This window comes from Bacillus sp. NP157 (assembly GCA_018889975.1).
Lineage (GTDB): Bacteria > Pseudomonadota > Gammaproteobacteria > Xanthomonadales > Rhodanobacteraceae > Luteibacter.
In genome coordinates, this window is record CP076546.1 from 1,173,504 (window position 1) to 1,194,040 (window position 20,537).

Below are 20,537 nucleotides of genomic sequence, written 5' to 3' on the forward strand. Positions count from 1 at the left end.
AGGAGCATTCCATGAGCAAAGGCAAGAACGAACCGACCCTCATCGATCCGACCACGCGATATCCGGGTCCCCCGTTCGCCACGCCGGAGCAGTCCGCGCCGGGTACGGTGCACAAGCTCAAGCCGCCGGCCGACCATGGTGAAACCAGCTACAAGGGTAGCGGCAAACTCACGGGACGCCGTGCATTGGTGACCGGTGGCGACAGCGGTATCGGCCGTGCCGCGGCGATCGCCTTCGCGCGCGAAGGTGCCAACGTCGTGATTACCTACCTGCCTGAAGAAGAAGCCGATGCCCGCGAGGTGATCCAGCTGATCGAGGCGGAAGGCGTCATCGCGAAGGGGATCCCCGGCGACCTGAAGGACGAGGCGTTCTGTCAGTCGGTGGTGAAGCAGGCGTCCGACGCGATGGGTGGCCTGGACATCCTCGCCAATGTCGCCGGCAAGCAGACCCATCAGGACAGCATCGCCGATCTCTCGACCGACCAGTTCGACGCGACGTTCAAGACCAATGTGTACGGCCTGTTCTGGCTGTGCAAGGCCGCGCTGGCGATCATGCCCAAGGGCAGCACCATCGTGAATACCGCTTCGATCCAGTCGTATTCGCCGTCGGACATCCTGCTCGACTACGCCTCGACCAAGGCCGCCATCGTGGCCTTCACCAAGTCGCTGGCCAAGCAGGTGGCGGGGAAGGGCATTCGCGTCAACGCCGTGGCACCCGGCCCCGTGTGGACCGCGCTGCAGCCGTCGGGCGGCCAGCCGATGGACAAGATCAAGGATTTCGGCGCGCAGGTTCCGCTGAAGCGTCCCGGCCAGCCGGTGGAATGTTCGCCGCTGTACGTCTTGCTGGCGTCGAACGAATCCAGCTTCACGACGGGTGAAACCTATGGCGTGACCGGCGGTACGCCGCTGCCGTGATCCGGGTGCGGACGCCTCGCTGGGCGTCCGCGCCGCGTTCTCTCAGTTGCCTTTCAGCGGTGCGGGGTAGCTGTTCGCCTTCAGCACCTTCGCCAGGTGGGCGGCATTGCTGGCCAGCGTGGTAATGGTGTCGGCGACCTTTTTCGGCGTCTCCGCCAGGTCCTGGTAATCCGTGTCCGACATCGCCTCGCCGACCCAGTACGCGGAGCTACCACCTGGAATGCTGTAGCCAACATCGGCCAGGGCCTGGTAGAGCTCGGCGGTGACGTGGTGGGCGCCGTCCTCGTTGCCGACCACGGCGACGACGCCGACCTTGTCGAAGGTCGGATAGCGTCCGTCCTTGCCGATGTCGCCAAAGATCGCATCCATCCGCTCCACGACGCGCTTGGCAACGCTGGACGGCTGGCCCATCCAGATCGGCGTGGCGACGATGAGAATGTCGGCAGCCATCACACGCTGGCGCAGGGCAGGCCACTCGTCGCCATCGCCCTCGTCGTGGCTGACGCCGGGCTTGATGTCCAGGTCGACCACGCGCTGGCTATCGCCCTCGACGCCGTGCGTGGCGAGGGCCTGCAGGATCTGGTCGAGCATCTTCTGCGTGGAGGATGGCTTGGGCGAGCGGGAAAGCGTGCAGTTCAGGCCGAGGGCTTTGAGCGCCATGCGATGTCTCCTTCGAAGAAGGAAGGAGCGTGGCTCGACGGTTGTGCAGCCCGTGCATGGGCTGCGTACGTGCCGTCCATGCATGACCTCGGCGGGATGAATCGTGGCCCAACGCCCCCAACGTTTCCCTAACGGCCGGTGTGACGAAATCCCCGCGAAAGCGTTAGTCGCTTCACTACCGCCCTGTCCGAGATACCAAGGATCCCCATGCGCCACGCTTTCGTCGCCACATTGTTACTTTGTACTGCTGCCCTTGCCCTCGGTGGCTGTGCGCCCAAGCCGCGCCTCGAGCGCAACGCGACGGTCGTCGTGGTTAAGCGCGATCCGCCCGTGGAAGTCACCGAAGTCGACCCCGGCCCGCGCGAAGGCTGGGTCTGGGCACGCGGCTACTGGGCCTGGAACGGCCACGACTACGATGCCGTGCGCGGCCACTGGGAGCGCGTGCGGCCCGGTTATCACTACATCCATCCGCACTGGGAAAACCGCAAGGGTCAATGGATCCTGCTGACCGGCACCTGGGTGAAGGATTGACGAGCGAAGGTTTCGCCAAGACGGCGTGACCCGCGGGCCGGAGAGTCACTGCACCGGTTTCCGTAGCGCAGGGGCGCGCCATGATCCTCCATCGATCGATACCCGCCTCGTTCTTCGGCATGGTCCTGGGCCTGGTCGGCCTGGGCGGGAACTGGCGAGTCGCCAGCCGCCTCTGGGGCGTGCCCCTGGCGATCGGCGAGGCCATCATGGCGCTGGCCCTGGTGACCTGGGCCGTGCTGGTCGTCGCTTATGCGCTGAAATGGATCGGCCATCGCAGCGCGGCGATCGAAGAAGCGTGGCATCCGGTGCAATGTTGTTTCATCGGCCTTGCGCCTTCGAGCACGGCGCTCATGGCAGTGGTCCTCGCGCCGCACGCGCACGCGCTGGCACTATGGGCCTTGTGGGTGGGTGGCATCGGGCATGTCTGCTTCAGCGTCTGGCGCGTCGGCCACATGCTGCAGGGCGGACGCGACATCACGACGGCGACGCCGGTCATTTACCTGCCATCGGTGGCCGGTAACTTCATCAGCGCGATCGCCGCCGGCACACTGGGGTATCCATCGTGGGGACTGTTGTTCTTCGGGGCCGGATTATTTTCATGGCTTGCACTCGAATCGGTGATCGTCAATCGCCTGTTCCACGCGCAGGCCTTGCCAGCGGCATTGCGGCCGACGCTGGGCATCCAGCTCGCCCCGCCGGTGGTGGCCGTCGCGGCGTGGCTGGCGAACACCCAGGGCATGCCCGAGCTGCTGGTGCAGGCGACATGGGGCTATGGACTGCTGCAGCTGTTACTCCTTTTGCGCCTGTTGCCTTGGATCCTCGCGCAGCCTTTCGCACCGAGCTACTGGGCGTTTACCTTCGGCCTGACCGCGCTGTCGGGCACGGCACTGCAGATGCACGAGCGTGGGGTGACGGGCGCCATCACCGACCTGTCGGTGGGCCTGTTCGTGCTGACGAATGTCGTGCTGGCGATCGTCATCGTGGGCACGCTTGTCCGCGCGGCACAGGGCAAGCTGTTGCCGCCCGGCACGGTGTCCGCGGCGCCGCCCGACCCTGCCGCTGCAAAGTGACGCCTGCCGCGCGGCGCTTCCAGCGCATCGTCGCTTACGGCGTATTCGCCTGCATCGGCCTGGCACCACATGGCGCGGCACATGCATCGGGCGGCAGCTATGCGGTCGACGATGCGTCCGTGGTCGGCGCGGGCCAGTGCCAGGTGGAATCGTGGCTGCGCGCATGGTCGAAAGGCAGCGACGGCGTCCACTCGGTGCCCGCGTGCGGCATCGGCCCGCTTGAGTTCGGCCTCGACCTCGAGACCGGGCAGCGCGTGCGTGGCATCGGTGCGAGCCCCGCGGTGAAGTGGCAGCTGCGCGATGGCGACGACAAAGGCGTTGGTGTCGCCCTGGTTGCCAACGTGTCGTATTCGAGCGGAAGGCAACGCGATGCACAGTCCTACGTCGCGACGACCTTCGGCCTCGACGATGCACGGCGCTGGATGGTCGCGCTCAATGCCGGCACGGATCGCACGCGCGGTGAAACCACCCACGCGCTGTACGGCGTCGGCCTGTCCTACGCGCTGACGCAACGCTGGGCATGGCTGGTTGAGCGGCTGTGGACGCATCGAGCCATCGCCGACCAGACCGGCGTGCGCCTCGCCTTCGGTGACTCGTCGCTCGACCTCGTGTTCGGCCGCGAGCGTTCGTTGCAGCGCTCGCACTGGATCAACATCGGCTGGAATGCATCGTTCTGAGCCGTGCGCCACGGGATGCTGCCCCGCAGCACGAAAACCGCATGAAACGCGACCGTTGACGCCGAATTTACAGTGAGCTATATCTTGCCGAAGTGGCGCGCTTCGCAAGGACGCGCGTCGCTTCCCGCGAATGCATGCATGGGGCATGCAAGGCGGCGCACCTCGCGATCGGACCACGGGACCTTATGCGTCACCGCACTCCCAATCCAGCGAACCCGGGTTGCGCCCTCGCGGAGCCGTCGTTCCCGTTTGTCCAGGCCGACGGCCATCCGATCCTTTCCCGCGCCAAGCTGAGCGCCCTGCGTTCGCGTGGCAAATCGCTTGCCGGCTATTCGCCGCCGCGACACTCCCGCTAGTCCGTTTCCACTGATCGGCTTTTCCTTTTGCCGCATGCCTGGATAAGGCGGCGATCGCAGGTGCGTGTCTGTCGACATGCACCCGCATCGCGCTGGCACCTCGAAAGTCGCTGGTCAGCATATCCGCAGCATTCGGCGGGGGCCGCGTGCTGTCTGCCAACGACACTTTCGGGGTGGGGTGACTTGTGCGTAACGATCATGTTCTGACGAAGAAAACACTTGTTCTCGCGGTCTGTACGGCGTTCGGCCTGGTGGCGGCGCCGGCTTTCGGCCAGCAGGCAGCGGCGGCCGACACGACGGCGGCAGCGACGAATGCGCCGCCGAAAGACAAGGCCGAGAAAGAGAAGGCCGTGCAGATGAAGGCGCTGAGCGTCGTGGCCAACCGCTACGAGGCCACCAGCATCCGCATGGATTCGGTCAACACCGTCGACGTGCTGTCGGCGAACGACCTGCAGCACACCGCCGTGCATAACGTGGCCGAAGCACTCGGCCTGATGTCGGGCGTCAACGTCACCACCACCGGCACCGGCTACTTCGGCGGCATCGATGGCGCCGCGCGCGGCGAGGGCATGTTCGCCTCGGTGCGCGGCTTGCCCTCCGAGTACAACGTCAACCTGGTCAACGGCAGCAACGTCGCCCAGGGCATGCCGTACAGCCGCAGCGTGCAGCTCAGCCTGCTGCCGCCGTCGGGCCTGCAGACTATCGTGTTGAACAAGACCTCCACGGCGGACATGGATGGCGATGCCATCGGCGGCACGATCGACTTCAGGACGCCCAGCGCGTTCGATTTCAAGAAGGATTTCAGCGGCAGCGTCACCGTCAGCGGCCGCAGCGAAAGCCGGGCGCGGGACTACGGTGGCAGCGGCCTGGGCAGTGGCATCGCCGGCGAGCTGCAGTCGAAGTTCGGCGAGCAGAAGCAGTTCGGCTTCTACGTCAGCGGCTATTACGACTATCGCAACATCGCCAACAGCGAGATCGGCGCCGCCGAAAGCGCGTCCAACGACGGCTCCTGGGCGTTCCTGCACGCAACGGCCGAGGGCGACAATGCACCGGGCTACGATCCGCAGCACAACCTGACCAGCATCGGCACCAACGTCGGCATCGCCTCGGGCTTCGAGCGCCGCTACGGCGGCAACATGTCGTTCGACTGGAACGTCGACCCCACGCTGCATGCCTACGCGAAGGCCTCCTACGCCTACGCGCTGACCGAACAGAACACCACCTACAACCAGCTGCTGCCGCAGGACCTCACCTACGTGCCGACGGCCACGCCCGGCGTGTACGCACCCAATATCGGCCGCATCGCCAACCGCTTCTGGTTCGAGACCAACCCCGAGCGCGCGGATCTCGCGACGATCCAGCTGGGTGCCGACAAGACCGCCGGCGGCTGGACCATCTCGCCGAACGTGTTCTGGAGCATCGGCCGTAACGATCGCCCCGAGCACGTGGAAATCGACGGCCGCGAAGACAAGTATTCGCAGGATAACTTCGCCTATAACCAGAGCTCACTGCTCAGCTACGGCGGTAGCCACTTCCCCTATCCGGTGCTCACCCCGGCCTTGCTCAACTCAGTGAACAACGTCCAGAACATGTGGGCGAATGACTATGGCGAGGTCACCAAGATCCGCTCGGGACAGAAGCGTGGCGGCGCCAAGCTCGACTTGCGCTACGACTTCGAAGATGGCCCGGTGCAGAACGTGAAGTTCGGCGTGAAGTACAGCGATAGCTCGCGCAACTTCACCAACCGCGACTGGTCCACCGGCGGGATCAACGATGGCACGACGACGCTGGACGACCTTGGCATCTTCAAGGGCAATTACAACCAGATCTTCCCGGGCAAGTTCGACTGGACCACGCCCGACGTGAGCCGGGCGGCGGTGGCCGCGCTGATCGCGGCGCACGTGCAGCCGTCCGACCTGGATACCTGCAGCCAGCTCGACTACAACAACTTCAATTGCGACACCATGCGTGGCACCGAGGCGGTTTCCGCGGCCTATGCGATGGCGACGATCCAGGAAGGCCCGTTGGAAATCATCCCCGGCGTGCGCTTCGAGCATACCTCGATCCACAACACGTTCTGGACAACGCCGCAGGATGCCGACGGCAACGAACTGCCGGGCTACTTCTCGAACAACCGCACGATCTACAACGAACCGCTCGGCAGCCTGTTCATCAACTATCGTCCGGGCGGCAACGTCGTGTTCCGCGGCTCGATCTGGCAGAGCTACACCCGGCCGGCCTTCGTCCAGCTCGGTGGCGGCTCGCAGATCAGCGTGTCCAACGGTGTCACGACGATCACGCGTGGCAACCCCGACCTCGACCCGATCAAGGCGACCAACGTCGACCTCGGCGCGGAGTGGACCACCGACCACGGCGGCTTCGTCTCGCTGACCAGCTACTACAAGAAGCTGCGCGATTACATTTACGACAGCGGCGGCGGCCAGGCCAACCCGAATACCTCGGGCGTGGGCACCGTGCTGACCAAGACGCCGACCAATGGCGGCGACGGCCGCGTCTATGGCCTGGAAGCTACCGTGCGGCAGAAGTTCGAGGACCTGCCGGGGGCGTGGAACGGCCTGGGCTTCAGCGTCAATGCCACCCGGCAGAATTCGCGCGTGGACCTCGGTCGCGACGGTTTCGAGAACGAGCGCCTGCAACAGGCCCCGCGAAGCATGGCCAATGCCGAGATCTTCTACGAGAAGTACGGCTTCTCGGTGAACCTCAGCTACCACTACACCGGCTCGTATATCTCCACCTACGACTTCCTCAACCAGGGCAACCCATGGGATGACCTCTGGCTGCGGCCGATCCGCCGGGTCGACCTGCACGCCGGTTACCAGATGGCCAACGGCCTGCAGTTCGACCTGCAGATCAGCAACCTGACGAAGCAGTACCAGTACTGGTCGCACATCGGCCAGTACAGCCTGGTGAATTCGGATATCGTCGATGCAGGCCGCACCGCGCTGGTCACCGTGAAGTACTCGTTCTGAGCATGCATCGCCGGGATTCCCTAGCCACGCCGCAGGTCGCCAACGGGCTGCCCCCACGAGCCATCGGCTTCTGGGGCGGCCTGTCGGCCAACGTGCTGAACATGATCGGGATCGGCCCGTTCGTGACGATCCCGCTGGCGTTGTCCGCGCTGGCGGGCCCGGCGGTGTTGCTGGGCTGGATCGCCGGCGCGCTGCTGTGCGCCTGCGATGGCCTGGTCTGGGCCGAGCTCGGTTCGACGGTGCCGGAGTCGGGCGGTCCCTACCATTACCTTCGCGAAGCCTACGGTCGCGAGCGTGCGGGTCGCCTGTTCGGTTTCCTTTACCTGTGGCAGACCTTGCTGACGGCGCCCCTGTCGATCGGTTCGGCGGCGGTGGGCTTCGCGCAGTACGCGGGATACCTTTTTCCTGCGCTGGGCGATGCAGGCCACGTGTTGGTCGCGGCGGGCCTTTGCCTGCTGAACACGGCGATCCTCTATCGCAAGGTCGGCGATATCCAGCGACTGTCGGTGGTGGTGACGGTCGCCGTCGTCGCGGCTTGCGCATGGGTGATCGTCACCGGGATCACCCATTTCGACATGGCAACGGCACGCCATTTCATGGACGCACCGGTCCCCTCGGGCAAGGGCTTCTGGCTGGGCCTCGGTGCCGCGGCGCTGATCGCCGTCTACGATTACGGCGGCTACAACAACGTGTGCATGCTCGGCGGTGAAGTGAAACAGCCGCGCCGGACCATTCCCATGGCCGTGCTGGTGTCGATCCCGCTGGTCGCGGTGCTTTACCTTGGCCTCAACGTCAGCATCCTCGGCGTGCTGCCGTGGGAAACCGCGGCGCATTCCACGGCGGTCGTCGCCGACCTGATGCAGGCCGTGCATGGCCACTGGGGTGGCACGCTGGCCGTCGTCCTGATCCTCGTCGCGAGCTGGGGTTCGGCGCTGGTAGTGCTGCTGGGTTACTCACGCGTGCCTTACGCGGCTGCGGCCGATGGCCAGTTCTTCCGGCCGTTTGCCCGCCTGCATCCGCGCGGGGGGTTCCCCACGGTGTCGCTGTTGTTCGTCGGCGTGACGTCCGCGCTAGCGTGTTTCCTGTCGCTGGAGCGACTGATCAGCATGCTGATGGTGGTGCAGATCCTGTTCCAGTACATCGCCCAGTGCTTCGCCGTGGTGGCGCTGCGCCGGCGCAAGGTGTCGGCCGACGTGTTCCGCATGCCGCTGTACCCGCTGCCGATCGTGGTCAGCGTGGTGGGCTGGCTCTACCTGGTCGCCACCGGTGGCGTGTCGACCTTCGTCACGGCCATCGTCGCTATCGCGGTCGGTAGCCTTCTTTTCCTGTGGCAAGCGCGGAGTACTCGTACGTGGCCGTTTCCCCGATGAAACCCTGGGACGTCGCGGTCGTCGGGGAAATCTTCGCCGACCACGTGTTCACCGGCTTCCCGCACTGGCCACGGCCAGGCGAAGAAGTCGTGGCGGACGGCTACGTACGCGAGCTCGGTGGCGGCAGCGTCAACACCGCATGCGGGCTATCTCGGCTGGGCCGGCGCGTGCGCCTGGTCGGCCTGATCGGCGACGCCGACTTCGACTGGTTCGAACACCGGCTCGGTGAGTTCGGCGTCGGCATGGGCGGGATCCGCCTGGAGGGTGACGGCACGGGAATCACGGTCAGCGTATCGATGCGCGATGACCGTACGTTCTTCACCTACCCGGGCGCGAACCGCGGCCTGGCGGAACTACTCGGCGTGCCCGCAGTGATCGCCGACCTCGCCGCGGCACGCCATGTGCATTTCGCGATGCCGTTGTCGCGCGAACTGGCCGAGGCGATCCTGCCGGTGCTCCGCGCAAGCGGCTGCAGCATCTCGCTCGACGTCGGCCATTCGCCTGGCTGGCTGCGCGATCCCGCCAACGTGGCGACGATCCGCGAGATCGACCTGTTCCTGCCGAACGCGGCCGAGGCCGCGCTGCTGTGCGGCGACGCGTCGCCCGAGGCCTACATCGCATGGGCGCTCGATAACGGGCTGCCCCGTGCCGTGCTCAAGCAGGGCGCGCAGGGCGCGCTGGTGGCCGCCGAGGGCACGCTGGCGAGCGTGCCACCGCCGCGGATCGAGGTGGTCGATACCACCGGCGCCGGCGACGCCTTCAATGCCGGCCTCATCGATGGCTGGCTGGACAACGAACCCCCTGGCCGTGCGCTCGAGCGCGCCTGCATCTGCGGTGCGCTGTGCAGCACGGCCGCCGGCGCCCTCGCGGCGCTGCCCCATTCCCCCCAGTTAAGGACCCTTCGTGAACAGACGTACCGATCGTAAGATCGCTTTGGTTGGCGGCGGTGGCGTGCGTTCGCCCCTGGTGGTGTTCGGCGTCAACGAGGCCGCCGAGGCGCTTGGTGCCTCCGAGATGGTGCTGTACGACCCGGACCCCGAGCGCCTGCGGATCATGGTCGCGCTGGGCAACGCCATCGTCCGGCGCTTCGGCGGTGCGCTGCAACTGCGTGGGGCCAGCTCGATCGAAGAGACGATCGAGGGCGCGGACTTCGTCATGAACAGCATCCGCATCGGTGGCATCACTGGCCGTGCGGCAGACGAGCGCGTGACCATCGAGCACGGCTACCCGGGCCAGGAAACCACGGGGCCCGCCGGCGTGGCCATGGGCTTGCGCACGATCCCGGTGGCGATCGAGCAGGCGCGGCTGGTCGAACGCCTGTCGCCCGATGCGTGGCTGGTGAACTTCACCAATCCGGCGGGGCTGATTACCCAGGCGGTGAACGACCACAGCAAGGCGAAGATCGTCGGTATCTGCGATACACCGACGGAGCTGTTCCACAACATCGCGCGCGCGCTCGGCGAGCCGTTCGAAGACGTCGAGTGCGACTACGTCGGCCTCAACCACCTGGGCTGGGTGCGTGGCGTGCGCGTGCGTGGCACGGACGTGATCGACACGCTGCTGGACAACGACGAGCTGCTGCGCAGCCTGTATCTCGCGCCGCTGTTCGACACCGACATGATCCGCACGCTGCGGATGATCCCCACCGAGTACCTGTTCTTCTACTACGAGCGGCGCCGTGCGCTGCTCAACCAGCGCCGCCAGGGTGGCAGCCGTGGCGCGGAAATCGCCCGGCTCAACGAGGATCTGTTCGCGTCGCTGAGCGCGCGGCTGGCCGCGGGGCATGGCGACGAGGCGGTCGATATCTACGCGGCTTACCTCAACCAGCGCTCCGGCTCTTATATGAAACTCGAAGCCGAAGGTGGTTCGGCGTTCGACCAGGGCGTGAGCCTCGACGGCGATCCGTTCCGGGTGGCCACGGGATACCACCGCATCGCGATCGACGTGATGAGCGCGCTGACCGGCGCGAAGCCGGCACCGATCGTCGTCAATACCCGCAATCGTGGCGCGATTCCCGACGTGCCGGATGCCGACGTGGTGGAAACCCTGTGCGACGTCTCGCTGGACCGGATCGAGCCGCGCCAACTGGCTGCGCTGCCCGACCCGGTCGCCGGCCTGGTCCGCTCGGTGAAGGCTTACGAGCGCGCGGCGATCGCCTCGGTGCTCGACGGTTCGAGGCTGGGTGCACGCAAGGCGATGCTGATCCATCCGGCCATCGGCGAGTGGACGCCGACGGCCGAGCTGCTGGACGCCCTGCTTGGCCACGCCAGTGACGATGGCGAGTGCCTGTGCCAGGGGCCGGTGTTCCGCTAAGCGATTGCTTCTAAGCGATTACTTCTGCATGTCGGCGGCGACGAGGCCACCGACCTCGGCGAACCAGGCCGTCGCCTGTTCGGGCGTGGCCGGTGCGTCGGCGAGGAAAACCACGACCACGCGCTTGTCGCCATTCGGCGCCGTGACGATGCCGATGTCGTTGAATGCCGCCATGCGGCCATCGCGACTGCCGCTGGTGCCGGTCTTGTCGGCCAGCTGGAAGCCGGTGGGCAGGCCGGCGCGGATGCGGTTGGGAATCACCTGCGCGGTCATCATGCCCAGCAGCTTCGTGGTGGAGGCCGGCGAGAGCAGCTTGCCTTCCTGCAGCATGCGCAGGAAGTCCACCGCGCCATCGGGCGTCGTGCTGTTGACGTGGCTGGCGAGCACCGCCGCGACGCTCTTCTCGGTGAACTGGGTGGCCAGGTCGCGTTCGCCCATGTCGATGCGCATGCCGCGTACGCCTTTGCCGGTGAGGTACCGGGTAGCTTCGGCGCCGCCGCCGAGCAGGCGGAGCAGGGCGTCCACCGCCGTGTTGTCGCTCTGCGTCACCGCGGCATGGAGCAGTTCGTCCACGCTGTAGTCGCGCGGACCTGCCTTCAGCTGCGCGCCGACTGATGGCACGGCCGAACCGTCGACAATGTCGGCGGGAACCAGCCGGACCTTCCGATCGAGCGCGAGGGTTCCCGCGTCGACCCTCGCAAGCACGGCCGCGGCGATCGGCGCCTTGAACACGCTCATCATCAGGTAGGGGCGATCGGCGTTGACGCGGGTAGTCGCGTGCGTCTTCAGGTCCAGCACCATGATGCCCATCGTGCCCGGGCTCGCCTTGTTGGCGATGGCCTGGAGACCATTTTGCAGGGACGCCGGTGCCGGCGGCGGCGCGGCGGCCAGGGCGGTTGAGGCGACGAGGGCAAGCGCGGTGCCGCGGAGCAGCTGGATGAACATGGAGAAGTCCGGCGAAAAGGTCGACGCAGCTTATCGGCAGGTCGCTAGCCTGCCCGTGGCGCAGTTCGGGCGATTCGAGGGCGGCGGCGTCATCACATCTGTTTTACACCGCGATGGGCACCTTTCTCCGGTTGTGCCCGGCCGACGGGCCTGGCGTTGATCCACAGGGGATGCCGTTTTCCGATGAGCCAGAAGCAGTTAGCCCGCGATCGCAGCATCTGGACCGCGGTCGTCGTCATCCTTGCCGCGACGCTCGGCATCGATGTCGTGACCCCGCTCGGCTACTCGGTGTGGTGTTTCTACTTCCTAGCCGTCGGGCTCACCCTGTTCCAGTCACGCCGCGATATCCCACTGATCGTCGCGCTGGTCGCCTCGGTCCTGGTCGTGATCGGCTTCAAGCTGTCGCCGCCATCGGCAGCCGCGGGTTTCGCGCTACCCAATCGCGCAATGGGCGTTGCGTCGCTGTGGATCATCGCCGTGGTGGTGAGCCAGGCCCTGCGCGCCCGCCATGCGGCCGAGCGGATGCTGTGGCTACAAGAGGGCCATAACGCGGTGGCGCACGCCCTGCGCGGTGAGCAGAGCCCGGACGAAGTCGGTGCCCATGCGGTGCGCGCGCTGTGCGCCCGGCTCGACGCCCAGGTCGGCGCGCTGTACCGCGTGCAGGGCGACCGGCTGATACTGAGCGGCGGCGTCGGCCTGCCGGACGATCAGCCGCTCTCACTGCCGCGCAAGGGTGGCCTGCTCGGCGACAGCATGGCCGATGGCAACGTGCGGCGCGTGGGCGGCCTGACCGGCCATCATCTCGTCGTCGCCTCGTCGATGGGCCGCACGCCGGCCGCCGAGGCGTTCTTCGTCCCGGTGACGGCGGCGGGCCGGCCGGTCGGCGTCATCGAACTGGGTCGCAGTGGCGACACGCCGATCCATGATGCCGTGCTCGAGCTGCTCGAACGTACCGGTGAAACCATCGGCGTCGCGCTGCGTACGGCTTCGCTGCGCCAGCGCCAGGACGAGCTGCTCGAAGAGACCCAGCGCCAGGGCGAGGAATTGCAGACCCAGCAGGAAGAGCTGCGCGTCTCCAACGAAGAGCTCGAAGAGCAGACCCGTAACCTGCAGCTTTCGCACGCCTCGCTCGAGGCCCAGCAGGCCGAGCTGGAACAGACCAACGTGCAGCTGGAAGAGCGCACGCACGAACTCGAGCGCCAGCGCGCGACCCTGGTCGGCGCCCAGGCCGACCTCGCCCGCAATGCGCGTTCGCTGGAAGCCACCAGCCGCTACAAGTCCGAATTCGTCGCCAACATGTCGCATGAGCTGCGCACGCCGCTGAACAGCTCGCTTATCCTGGCCAAGCTGCTGGTCGACAACAAGGACGGCAACCTCAGCGACGAACAGGTTCGCTATGCGGGTGCCATCCATGCCTCCAACAACGACCTGCTCACGCTGATCAACGACATCCTCGACCTGTCGCGGATCGAAGCCGGGCACGTCGAGATCGTTGCCGAGCCGTTGTCCGTGGATGGCGTACTCGCCCGCCTGCGCGAGACCTTCGATCCGCTGGCGGGGCAGAAGGGCCTGTCGTTGCGTCTTGAGACCGCGCCCGGCGCGCCGGTGCAGCTCAACGGCGACGAACAGCGGCTGCGCCAGGTGTTGAAGAACCTGGTTGCCAACGCGGTGAAGTTCACCGAACGCGGCGAAGTCGCCTTGCGCGTGGAAGCCGCGCCGGGCCAGCGCGTCCGCTTCACCGTGTCCGACACCGGCATCGGCATCGATGCGGCGCAGAAGGACGTGATCTTCGAGGCGTTCCGCCAGGCCGACGGCAGCACCAGCCGCAAATTCGGCGGTTCAGGCCTTGGGCTGTCGATCTCGCGCGACCTTGCCCGGCGCATGGGTGGCGACATCACCGTCGCCAGCGAACCGGGGCAGGGCAGCACCTTCACCCTGGAGTTGCCGGTCGACGGAAGCGCCCATGCGAGCGAGCCGCCGGCCGCCGCACCGGCACAGGTCGCTTCCTTCATGGCGCCGCCACGCAGCGCGCCAGCCGCAGCCGCCCCGTCGGCGCCGTCGCCGTCGCCGGCCAGCGTCCCCAGCGTGCCCGACGACCGCACGTCACGGCAGCGCCCCGGCCGCCTGATCCTGGCCGTGGAAGACGACGTGGTGTTCGCCCGCGCGCTGGTCGACCTGGCCCACGACCTCGATTTCGACTGCATCGTGGCGGGCACCGCGGACGAAGCGCTCAGCCTCGCGGCCACGCATTCGCCCAGCGGCGTGCTGCTTGACCTCGGCCTGCCCGATGTCTCGGGCCTCAGCGTGCTGGAACGGCTCAAGCGCAACCCGGCGACGCGGCACATCCCCGTGCACGTGGTCTCGGCGACGGAACACGCACAGGTCGCCATGGAACTCGGTGCGATCGGCCACCTGCTGAAGCCGGCCACACGCGAACACCTGGTCGACGCCATCGCCCAGCTGGAAGATCGCCACCAGCGCAGCATGCGCCGCCTGCTGATCGTCGAGGACGACGCCTCCCTGCGCGACAACCTCACCCTGCTGCTGTCGCGCGACCAGCTCGAGATCGTGGCCGTGGGCAGCATCCGCGACGCGCTCGACCAGCTGGCCACGGCGACCTTCGACTGCCTGGTGATGGACCTGGTGCTGCCCGATGGCAGCGGCTACGACCTGCTTGCGCACATGGCGGCCAGCGAAGCGTTCGCGTTCCCGCCGGTGATCGTCTACACCGGCCGCTCGCTCACCCGCGAGGAAGAGCAGCAGCTGCGCCGTTATTCCAAGAGCATCATCATCAAGGGGGCGCGTTCCCCGGAGCGCCTGCTCGACGAAGTGACCCTGTTCCTGCACAGCGTCGAGGCTTCGCTGCCTTCCGACCAGCAGCGCCTCTTGCGCGAGGCACGCAAGCGCGACGCGATGCTCGACGGGCGTACCGTGCTGCTCGCCGAGGACGACGTGCGCAACATCTTCGCGCTGACCAGCGTGCTGGAACCGCTCGGCCTGCGCCTGGAGATCGCGCGCAATGGACGCGAAGCGATCGAACGGCTGGAAGCCACCGAAGTGGACCTGGTGCTGATGGACATCATGATGCCGGAGATGGATGGGCTGGCCGCGATGCGCCACATCCGCGCCGACCGCCGCTGGACGGACCTGCCGATCATCGCTCTGACCGCCAAGGCGATGGCGGACGACCGTGAGCGCTGCATCGAAGCCGGGGCCAACGATTACATCGCCAAGCCGATCGACATCGACAAGCTGGTGTCGCTGTGTCGCGTGTGGTGCTCGAGGCGATGATGTCAGCCGAATCGGACCTGTTCGACTTGGAGCTAAAGGTACTGCTGGAAGCGGTCTACCTGCGCTACCACTACGACTTCCGCCATTACGCGGTGAGCTCGCTGCGCCGGCGCATGCGCCATGCCATGTCGCGTTACGGCCTTGAGCGCCTGAGCGACCTGCAGCATCGGGTGATCCACGAGCCGGCCTTTTTCGCCGAGGCCATGCAGTACTTCACGGTGCAGGTCTCGGAGATGTTCCGCGACCCGTCCTATTTCGCCGCGCTGCGCGAGCATGCCGTGCCGGTGCTGAAGACCTATCCATCGATCAAGGTCTGGGTCGCCGGTTGCAGCACCGGCGAAGAAGTGTGGTCGATGGCAATCCTGCTCGAAGAAGAAGGCCTGCTCGAACGCACGGTGATCTACGCCACCGACATCAATCCGCGTGCGCTGGAAGCAGCGGAAAGCGGCGTCTACGCGCTGGACCGGATGGCGACGTTCAGCCGCAACTACCAGGCGGCCGGCGGCCATCGCTCGCTCTCGGACTACTTCACCACCGGCTACGGCGGCGCCGTGTTCGACCGCCGCCTGCGCCGCCAGGTGGTGTTCGCCGACCACAGCCTCGCCACTGATGCGGTGTTCTCCGAGGTGCACCTGGTTTCGTGCCGCAACGTGCTGATCTATTTCAACCGTGACCTGCAGGACCGTGCCGTGGGCCTGTTCCACGATTCGCTGGTCCGCCGCGGCTTCCTTGGCCTCGGTGCGAAGGAATCGCTGCAATTTGGCGCGCACGCGGGCGATTTCGAAGCGACCGCACCGCAGCAGCGGCTGTATCGCAAGGTGGGCGGATGAGCGCGAGCTGGCCCCAGGCCGTGGTGATCGGTGCTTCCGCCGGGGGCGTGCACGCCCTGCGCGAGTTGCTCGCCTGCCTGCCGGTCGGTTTCGGCGCGCCGGTGCTGGTCGTGCAACACATCCCGCGTGACCGTCCCAGTGGCCTTGCCGCGCTGCTGGACGACACCTGCGCGCTGCCGGTGGCGGAGGCCCAGGACAAGCAACCGCTGTGCCCGGGCGTGGTGCTGTTCGCACCGCCGGACTACCACCTGCTGGTCGAGGATCGGGAGACCGTGGCGTTGTCGCGCGACGAAGCCGTGCTGTACTCACGGCCTGCGATCGACCCCCTGTTTGAATCCGCCGCCGAGGTCTTTGGCGACGGCCTGCTTGCCATCCTCCTCACCGGCGCGAGCAGCGACGGTAGCGCGGGGCTGGCAGCCGTACGCCGCGAAGGCGGCATCGCCTGGGTCCAGGACCCGGACGAAGCCGTTGCGCCCACCATGCCGGCATCCGCGATTGCGCATGCCGGTGCCGATGCCATTGCTACCCTTGGCGAGCTCTGCCGCCGCCTTGGAGAACTCCGTTGATGAACCTGTCGATGACCCTCCCGGACGAACCGGTGGCGCAGCGCGAGCTGGCGAACATCCTGATCGTGGATGACGTGCCGCAGAACCTGATCGCGATGGAGGCGCTGCTCTCTCGCGACGACATCCGCATCCTCAAGGCCTCCTCGGGGCCCGAAGCGCTGGAACTGTTGCTGGTGCAGGACGTGGCGCTGGCCCTGCTCGACGTGCAGATGCCGGAGATGGACGGCTTCGTACTGGCCGAGCTGATGCGCGGTTCGCAGCGCACGCGCGACGTGCCGATCATCTTCCTGACCGCATCGCCGAACGATCCGGCCCGTTCGTTCAAGGGCTACGAAACCGGTGCGGTGGACTTCCTGCACAAGCCGATCGACCCGCGGGTGATCCAGGGCAAGGTGGACGTGTTCGTCGAGCTCTATCAGCAGCGGCAGCAGCTGAAGGCGCAGAACGCCCGGCTGGAGCGCGCGCTGCAGCTCAACGAAGCAATGATCGCCGTGCTCACCCACGACCTGCGCACGCCGCTGTCGGCGATCACGCTGTGTGCCGATCGCATCCGCGAGGAGGTGGGTGACGGCCCGCTGGCGCGTACCGCGCACCATGTGGAATCCAGCGCCCGGCGCATGGCGCGGATGATCGACCAGTTGCTGGATTTTTCGCGGATCCGTTCGGGCGTGGTCGTGCTCGACCTGGCCAACCACGACCTGGGCGCACTGGCCCAGGCGACCACCGAAGAAATCCGCCAGGCCCATCCCACCCGTTCGATCGATCTCCACGTGACGGGCAACACGCTGGGTTACTTCGACTCGACCCGCGTAGGCCAGGTGGTCTCCAACCTGCTCGGCAACGCGGTGCAGTACGCCCTCGGCAGCGCGCCGATCGAACTGAGCGTGGACGGCACCGATGCCGCGTCGCTGTCGATCGTCCTGCGTAATGCGGGCGCGCTTCCGCCCAACCTCGTCCAGCGCATCTTCGAACCGTTCAAGGGCAACTTCCACCAGAGCCGCGGGCTGGGCCTGGGTTTGTACATCGTCGATCAGTTCGTCCGCGCCCACGGCGGCAGCGTCACCGCGGCGAACGTCGCCGATGGCGTGGAATTCGTCGTACGGATGCCGCGTAACGCCGTGCGTTAAAGGCGGCGTCAGGCGACCGGCAGGCCGTGGATCAGGCGCTTGGCCAGCCGTGGCTGGCGGAACTGTTCGATCCACCAGGCCAGTGCACGGCCTTCGGTATCGCCGCGCCAGGCCACGTACAGGGTATTCGGCTCGCGCGGATCGGCCATCCGCTTCTCGACCAGCTCACCGCTATCGAGCAATGCCTTCGCCCGCTGGCGGGGCACCCACCCGACGCCCAGGCCGTCGCGTTGGGCGAGGATCTTGGCACGCATGCTCGGCACCGCCAGCGTCGGCTGACCGCCCAGCGTGCCGTAGCCGCGCGTGCTGCCACGCGATGAATCCGCCACGACGATCGCACGGTGCCTGGCCACCGCATCGGCGTCCAGTGGTTCCTTCGCCTTGCCCAGCGGATGGCGCGGCGAGACGGCGAACGCCCATTCCATGACGCCGAGCTCGTGCCAGCGCAGCTTCGGGATGGCGGGCGGCTCGTTGGTGGCGCCGACGACGAGGTCGGCACGGCCGTCGCGCAAGGCTTCCCAGGTGCCGCCCAGCACTTCATGCGTAAAACGCAGGCGTACCCCCGAGCCCAGTGCGTCGAACGCGCGGATCGAGGGGAACAGCAGGTCGAACTCGAGCAGCTCGTCGGTGACGATGGCGAGCCGGTCTTCCCATCCGCCAGCGACCTGCTTGACGCGTTGGGCCAGCCGCGACACGTCCTGCATCAGTCGCGCGGCTTCATTGGCGAGCAACTGGCCGGCAGGCGTGAGTTGCAGGCGGTAACGGCGGCGATCGAAAAGCAGGGCGTCGAACCGGTCTTCCAGCTGCCGCGCGGCGTGCGACAAGGTCGAGGGTGCCTTGCCCAGCCGGGCCGCGGCACGCGACAGGCTGCCCGTCTCGCGGATGGCCTCGAGCAAGGCCAGTTCGTCCTCCGACAACATGTTCGACCCCTTCGAACGTCTGCGTTGGCGGCCATCCTACGGCAAACAGCGTGCCATCCCTTGCACGACTTCACCGCGCTAGGTAGGAATACGTAAGACACGGAACACGGCGTTCCTTAACCTCGGCGCCGCATCCCGAGCCAGCACCCTGGCTTTTCCCGCCAGCGGTACCGTGCATGGATACGATCCAATTGAATCGACGCGCCAACCTTCGCACGGTGCTCGACGAGCTTACCGCCGAGGGCATCACCGGCTCGGTCACCCGCGCCTCCATCCTCGGCATCGACGATCGCGAAGTGCTCGCCATGCTGCGCGGGAAACACATCGACAACGAAGCCGCCCGCGAAGTGGAATGGGCGATGCAACGCCGCGTCGGCTGGATGGACGAAGACCACCGCCGCGAAAAGCTCGTTTAATGTAGGAGCGCGCCTGCGCGCGAAAACTGACAGGGCGATGAAATCGTAAACGGCGATCAATCCATGGAAGGCGATTGTTTTAAAAAACGACGATCGTCCTAAAAAAACGACGCCGCACCGGTCACGAAAAAACATCGCGCGCAGGCGCGCTCCTACACGGTGGCGTTACCTTCCGAGGTTGCTGAGGAAGCGCTTGGTGTACTGCAACGCCGTGGTCGAAGGCTGTGAGTTGCAGGTGGGCGAGGCGGTGGATTGCGAGCAGGGCGTATCGCGGTCAAGCGACCAGAAGTGCACGCCGGCCAGCTTGTTGGTCGCCGCGTAGTTGGTCACCGTGTCGATGTCGGCCGTGGTGAACACTTCGCTGGACACGTCGTTGACGCCGATCATCGGCGTGACTTCGATCTGGCTCGCCGGGATGCCGTACGTGTGCTGCAGGTTGATCACCGACTGCACGGCGGACTGGCCCATGTCGCATGCACCATTCTTCACCACGCACACGCCGCTACCGGCCGCGCCGTAGTCCATCGCCATCAGGTTGATGGTGTAGTTCTTCAGGCCCGAGGCCTTCACCGCCTTGACCACGGTGTCACCGGTGCCGTTCAAACCACCGAAGCTGCCATCGGATGCCGCGAGCGTCGCCAGGGTGAACGAGAAGCGCAGGTTCGGGTAGATGCTCTGCGCGTACACGGCCTGGCTGACCAGCGACGACAGCTGCGCGGGCGTCTGGCCTCCTTCGATGTCGAAGTCGATGCCGACCAGGTGCGCACTGTTGTAGCGCGCGACGAACTGCGCCATGCCGGTGGCGCTGCCACAGCTGAACACGCCCGCCTGCCCACCGGTGGACACGACGTAGTTGATGCCGGCCGAGTTCAGCCGGGCGATGTTGGCGTCGGCGAAGGCCTGGCCCGGCACGCCGCCCCAGTTCTCCGAGCCGCATTCGCCGCTGGCGAAGGCGAGGGTGATCGCACCGAGGTTCGGTACCTGGGTGGAGACCAGGCTGCCGGAGCCCACCACCGGGATGCGCGTGCCGGTGACCAGCGTCGACATGATGTTGGTGTTCCAGTCGAGGTTGATCGTGATGTCCTTGTAGGGGCTGAAGAACACGGTGCCGGCGCCGGGCGGCGGATTGGTCGGCGGGGGATCCGTCGGCGGCGGATCGGTCGGTGGCGTGCTGCCGCCGCCACTGCAGGCACCCTGCGAGGTCCACGGCTGGCCGCTACCGGCGGCGCCGCTGCTGGTGGCGGGGTCGTTGCCCTGGGTCCACCAGTTGGCGACGTAGTTCACACCGTTCTCGCTGGCGACGTTGCCGCCGGTGTAGACCGTGCCCGCACCCCATGCGGCGGCACAGGCCGTGGCGGCATGCGCGGCACGCATGGGCACGGCGGCGGAAAGGGCCAGGGCGATGGCGACGCCGAGCGTGCCAGTACAGCTTCCGAGCAGAAAACGAGACCGAACACCTGCGCTTGCGTGCATGATGAATCTCCGTTCCAGATGGTGTTGCCGAAGGTGGTTTTCCCCTGTTGCCGGCGCCTGCCTCGCCTGCCCCCGTGGCACTGACGCA

17 protein-coding genes are annotated in these 20,537 nt (G+C 66.7%); 13 read left to right on the plus strand and 4 right to left on the minus strand.

All coding sequences use genetic code 11. The features are described from left to right. Positions 1-11: 11 nt before the first annotated feature. Positions 12-914 (plus strand): SDR family oxidoreductase, encoded by a 903-nt coding sequence (locus KPL74_05265; protein QWT21411.1) that lies wholly within the window; start codon positions 12-14, stop codon positions 912-914. Positions 915-956: 42 nt separating this feature from the next. Here KPL74_05265 and KPL74_05270 read toward each other — a convergent pair whose 3' ends face one another. Further along, positions 957-1,574 (minus strand): NAD(P)H-dependent oxidoreductase, encoded by a 618-nt coding sequence (locus KPL74_05270; protein QWT21412.1) that lies wholly within the window; start codon positions 1,572-1,574, stop codon positions 957-959. Positions 1,575-1,781: 207 nt separating this feature from the next. Here KPL74_05270 and KPL74_05275 point away from each other — a divergent pair, with 207 nt between their 5' ends. From KPL74_05275 to KPL74_05305, 7 genes are all read left to right on the plus strand, one after another. Next, positions 1,782-2,105: a YXWGXW repeat-containing protein gene (locus KPL74_05275; protein ID QWT21413.1), complete on the plus strand. Its 324-nt coding sequence runs from the start codon at positions 1,782-1,784 to the stop codon at positions 2,103-2,105. 80 nt (positions 2,106-2,185) lie between these two features. Further along, positions 2,186-3,175, plus strand: coding sequence for a dicarboxylate transporter/tellurite-resistance protein TehA (gene tehA / locus KPL74_05280; GenBank protein QWT21414.1), 990 nt, complete (start codon positions 2,186-2,188; stop codon positions 3,173-3,175). Next, positions 3,172-3,852, plus strand: a complete 681-nt coding sequence (locus tag KPL74_05285) for a hypothetical protein (protein QWT21415.1) — start codon at positions 3,172-3,174, stop codon at positions 3,850-3,852. The genes tehA and KPL74_05285 overlap by 4 nt, the downstream gene beginning before the upstream one ends. Before the next feature lie 607 nt (positions 3,853-4,459). Next, positions 4,460-7,198 carry a TonB-dependent receptor gene (locus KPL74_05290; GenBank protein ID QWT21416.1) on the plus strand — a complete coding sequence of 913 codons (2,739 nt, stop codon included), beginning with the start codon at positions 4,460-4,462 and terminating at the stop codon, positions 7,196-7,198. 2 nt (positions 7,199-7,200) lie between these two features. Beyond that, on the plus strand, positions 7,201-8,568 hold the full coding sequence (locus KPL74_05295; protein ID QWT21417.1) for an APC family permease: 1,368 nt from the start codon (positions 7,201-7,203) through the stop codon (positions 8,566-8,568). Then, positions 8,550-9,494 (plus strand): carbohydrate kinase family protein, encoded by a 945-nt coding sequence (locus KPL74_05300; protein ID QWT21418.1) that lies wholly within the window; start codon positions 8,550-8,552, stop codon positions 9,492-9,494. Before KPL74_05295 ends, KPL74_05300 begins: the two co-directional genes overlap by 19 nt. Continuing rightward, on the plus strand, positions 9,472-10,881 hold the full coding sequence (locus KPL74_05305) for a hypothetical protein (GenBank protein ID QWT21419.1): 1,410 nt from the start codon (positions 9,472-9,474) through the stop codon (positions 10,879-10,881). Before KPL74_05300 ends, KPL74_05305 begins: the two co-directional genes overlap by 23 nt. Before the next feature lie 18 nt (positions 10,882-10,899). Here the strand turns inward: KPL74_05305 and bla are convergent, their stop codons facing one another. Beyond that, positions 10,900-11,826: a class A beta-lactamase gene (bla, locus tag KPL74_05310; protein ID QWT21420.1), complete on the minus strand. Its 927-nt coding sequence runs from the start codon at positions 11,824-11,826 to the stop codon at positions 10,900-10,902. A 183-nt stretch (positions 11,827-12,009) separates the two neighbouring features. Here bla and KPL74_05315 point away from each other — a divergent pair, with 183 nt between their 5' ends. Genes KPL74_05315 through KPL74_05330 form a run of 4 tightly spaced genes read left to right on the plus strand, consistent with a single transcriptional unit; the run spans position 12,010 to position 17,640 of the window. Next, entirely contained in the window at positions 12,010-15,117 is a 3,108-nt protein-coding gene (locus KPL74_05315; GenBank protein ID QWT21421.1) for a response regulator, read from the plus strand. Continuing rightward, a complete protein-coding gene (locus KPL74_05320) occupies positions 15,117-15,947 on the plus strand; it encodes a protein-glutamate O-methyltransferase CheR (protein ID QWT21422.1) in 831 nt (276 codons plus the stop codon). Before KPL74_05315 ends, KPL74_05320 begins: the two co-directional genes overlap by 1 nt. Further along, a complete protein-coding gene (locus KPL74_05325; protein QWT21423.1) occupies positions 15,944-16,513 on the plus strand; it encodes a chemotaxis protein CheB in 570 nt (189 codons plus the stop codon). Before KPL74_05320 ends, KPL74_05325 begins: the two co-directional genes overlap by 4 nt. After that, a complete protein-coding gene (locus KPL74_05330) occupies positions 16,513-17,640 on the plus strand; it encodes a hybrid sensor histidine kinase/response regulator (protein ID QWT21424.1) in 1,128 nt (375 codons plus the stop codon). Before KPL74_05325 ends, KPL74_05330 begins: the two co-directional genes overlap by 1 nt. A gap of 8 nt (positions 17,641-17,648) precedes the next feature. Here the strand turns inward: KPL74_05330 and KPL74_05335 are convergent, their stop codons facing one another. Beyond that, positions 17,649-18,560, minus strand: a complete 912-nt coding sequence (locus KPL74_05335) for a LysR family transcriptional regulator (GenBank protein QWT21425.1) — start codon at positions 18,558-18,560, stop codon at positions 17,649-17,651. A gap of 176 nt (positions 18,561-18,736) precedes the next feature. Between KPL74_05335 and KPL74_05340 the strand changes: the two genes are divergently transcribed. Beyond that, positions 18,737-18,976, plus strand: coding sequence for a hypothetical protein (locus tag KPL74_05340; GenBank protein ID QWT21426.1), 240 nt, complete (start codon positions 18,737-18,739; stop codon positions 18,974-18,976). Between the two features lie 165 nt (positions 18,977-19,141). On the opposite strand, the gene KPL74_05345 is transcribed toward KPL74_05340, so the two are convergent. Next, positions 19,142-20,449, minus strand: coding sequence for a hypothetical protein (locus KPL74_05345; protein QWT21427.1), 1,308 nt, complete (start codon positions 20,447-20,449; stop codon positions 19,142-19,144). Positions 20,450-20,537: the final 88 nt, after the last annotated feature.

What these genes read in the sequence shown, in the direction of transcription:
- KPL74_05265 (QWT21411.1), top strand. Translation starts at nt 12, where the DNA reads ATGAGCAAAGGCAAGAACGAACCGACCCTCATCGATCCGACCACGCGA.
- KPL74_05270 (QWT21412.1), bottom strand. Translation starts at nt 1,574, where the DNA reads ATGGCGCTCAAAGCCCTCGGCCTGAACTGCACGCTTTCCCGCTCGCCC.
- KPL74_05275 (QWT21413.1), top strand. Translation starts at nt 1,782, where the DNA reads ATGCGCCACGCTTTCGTCGCCACATTGTTACTTTGTACTGCTGCCCTT.
- tehA (QWT21414.1), top strand. Translation starts at nt 2,186, where the DNA reads ATGATCCTCCATCGATCGATACCCGCCTCGTTCTTCGGCATGGTCCTG.
- KPL74_05295 (QWT21417.1), top strand. Translation starts at nt 7,201, where the DNA reads ATGCATCGCCGGGATTCCCTAGCCACGCCGCAGGTCGCCAACGGGCTG.
- bla (QWT21420.1), bottom strand. Translation starts at nt 11,826, where the DNA reads ATGTTCATCCAGCTGCTCCGCGGCACCGCGCTTGCCCTCGTCGCCTCA.
- KPL74_05315 (QWT21421.1), top strand. Translation starts at nt 12,010, where the DNA reads ATGAGCCAGAAGCAGTTAGCCCGCGATCGCAGCATCTGGACCGCGGTC.
- KPL74_05320 (QWT21422.1), top strand. Translation starts at nt 15,117, where the DNA reads ATGTCAGCCGAATCGGACCTGTTCGACTTGGAGCTAAAGGTACTGCTG.
- KPL74_05325 (QWT21423.1), top strand. Translation starts at nt 15,944, where the DNA reads ATGAGCGCGAGCTGGCCCCAGGCCGTGGTGATCGGTGCTTCCGCCGGG.
- KPL74_05330 (QWT21424.1), top strand. Translation starts at nt 16,513, where the DNA reads ATGAACCTGTCGATGACCCTCCCGGACGAACCGGTGGCGCAGCGCGAG.
- KPL74_05335 (QWT21425.1), bottom strand. Translation starts at nt 18,560, where the DNA reads ATGTTGTCGGAGGACGAACTGGCCTTGCTCGAGGCCATCCGCGAGACG.
- KPL74_05340 (QWT21426.1), top strand. Translation starts at nt 18,737, where the DNA reads ATGGATACGATCCAATTGAATCGACGCGCCAACCTTCGCACGGTGCTC.
- KPL74_05345 (QWT21427.1), bottom strand. Translation starts at nt 20,449, where the DNA reads ATGCACGCAAGCGCAGGTGTTCGGTCTCGTTTTCTGCTCGGAAGCTGT.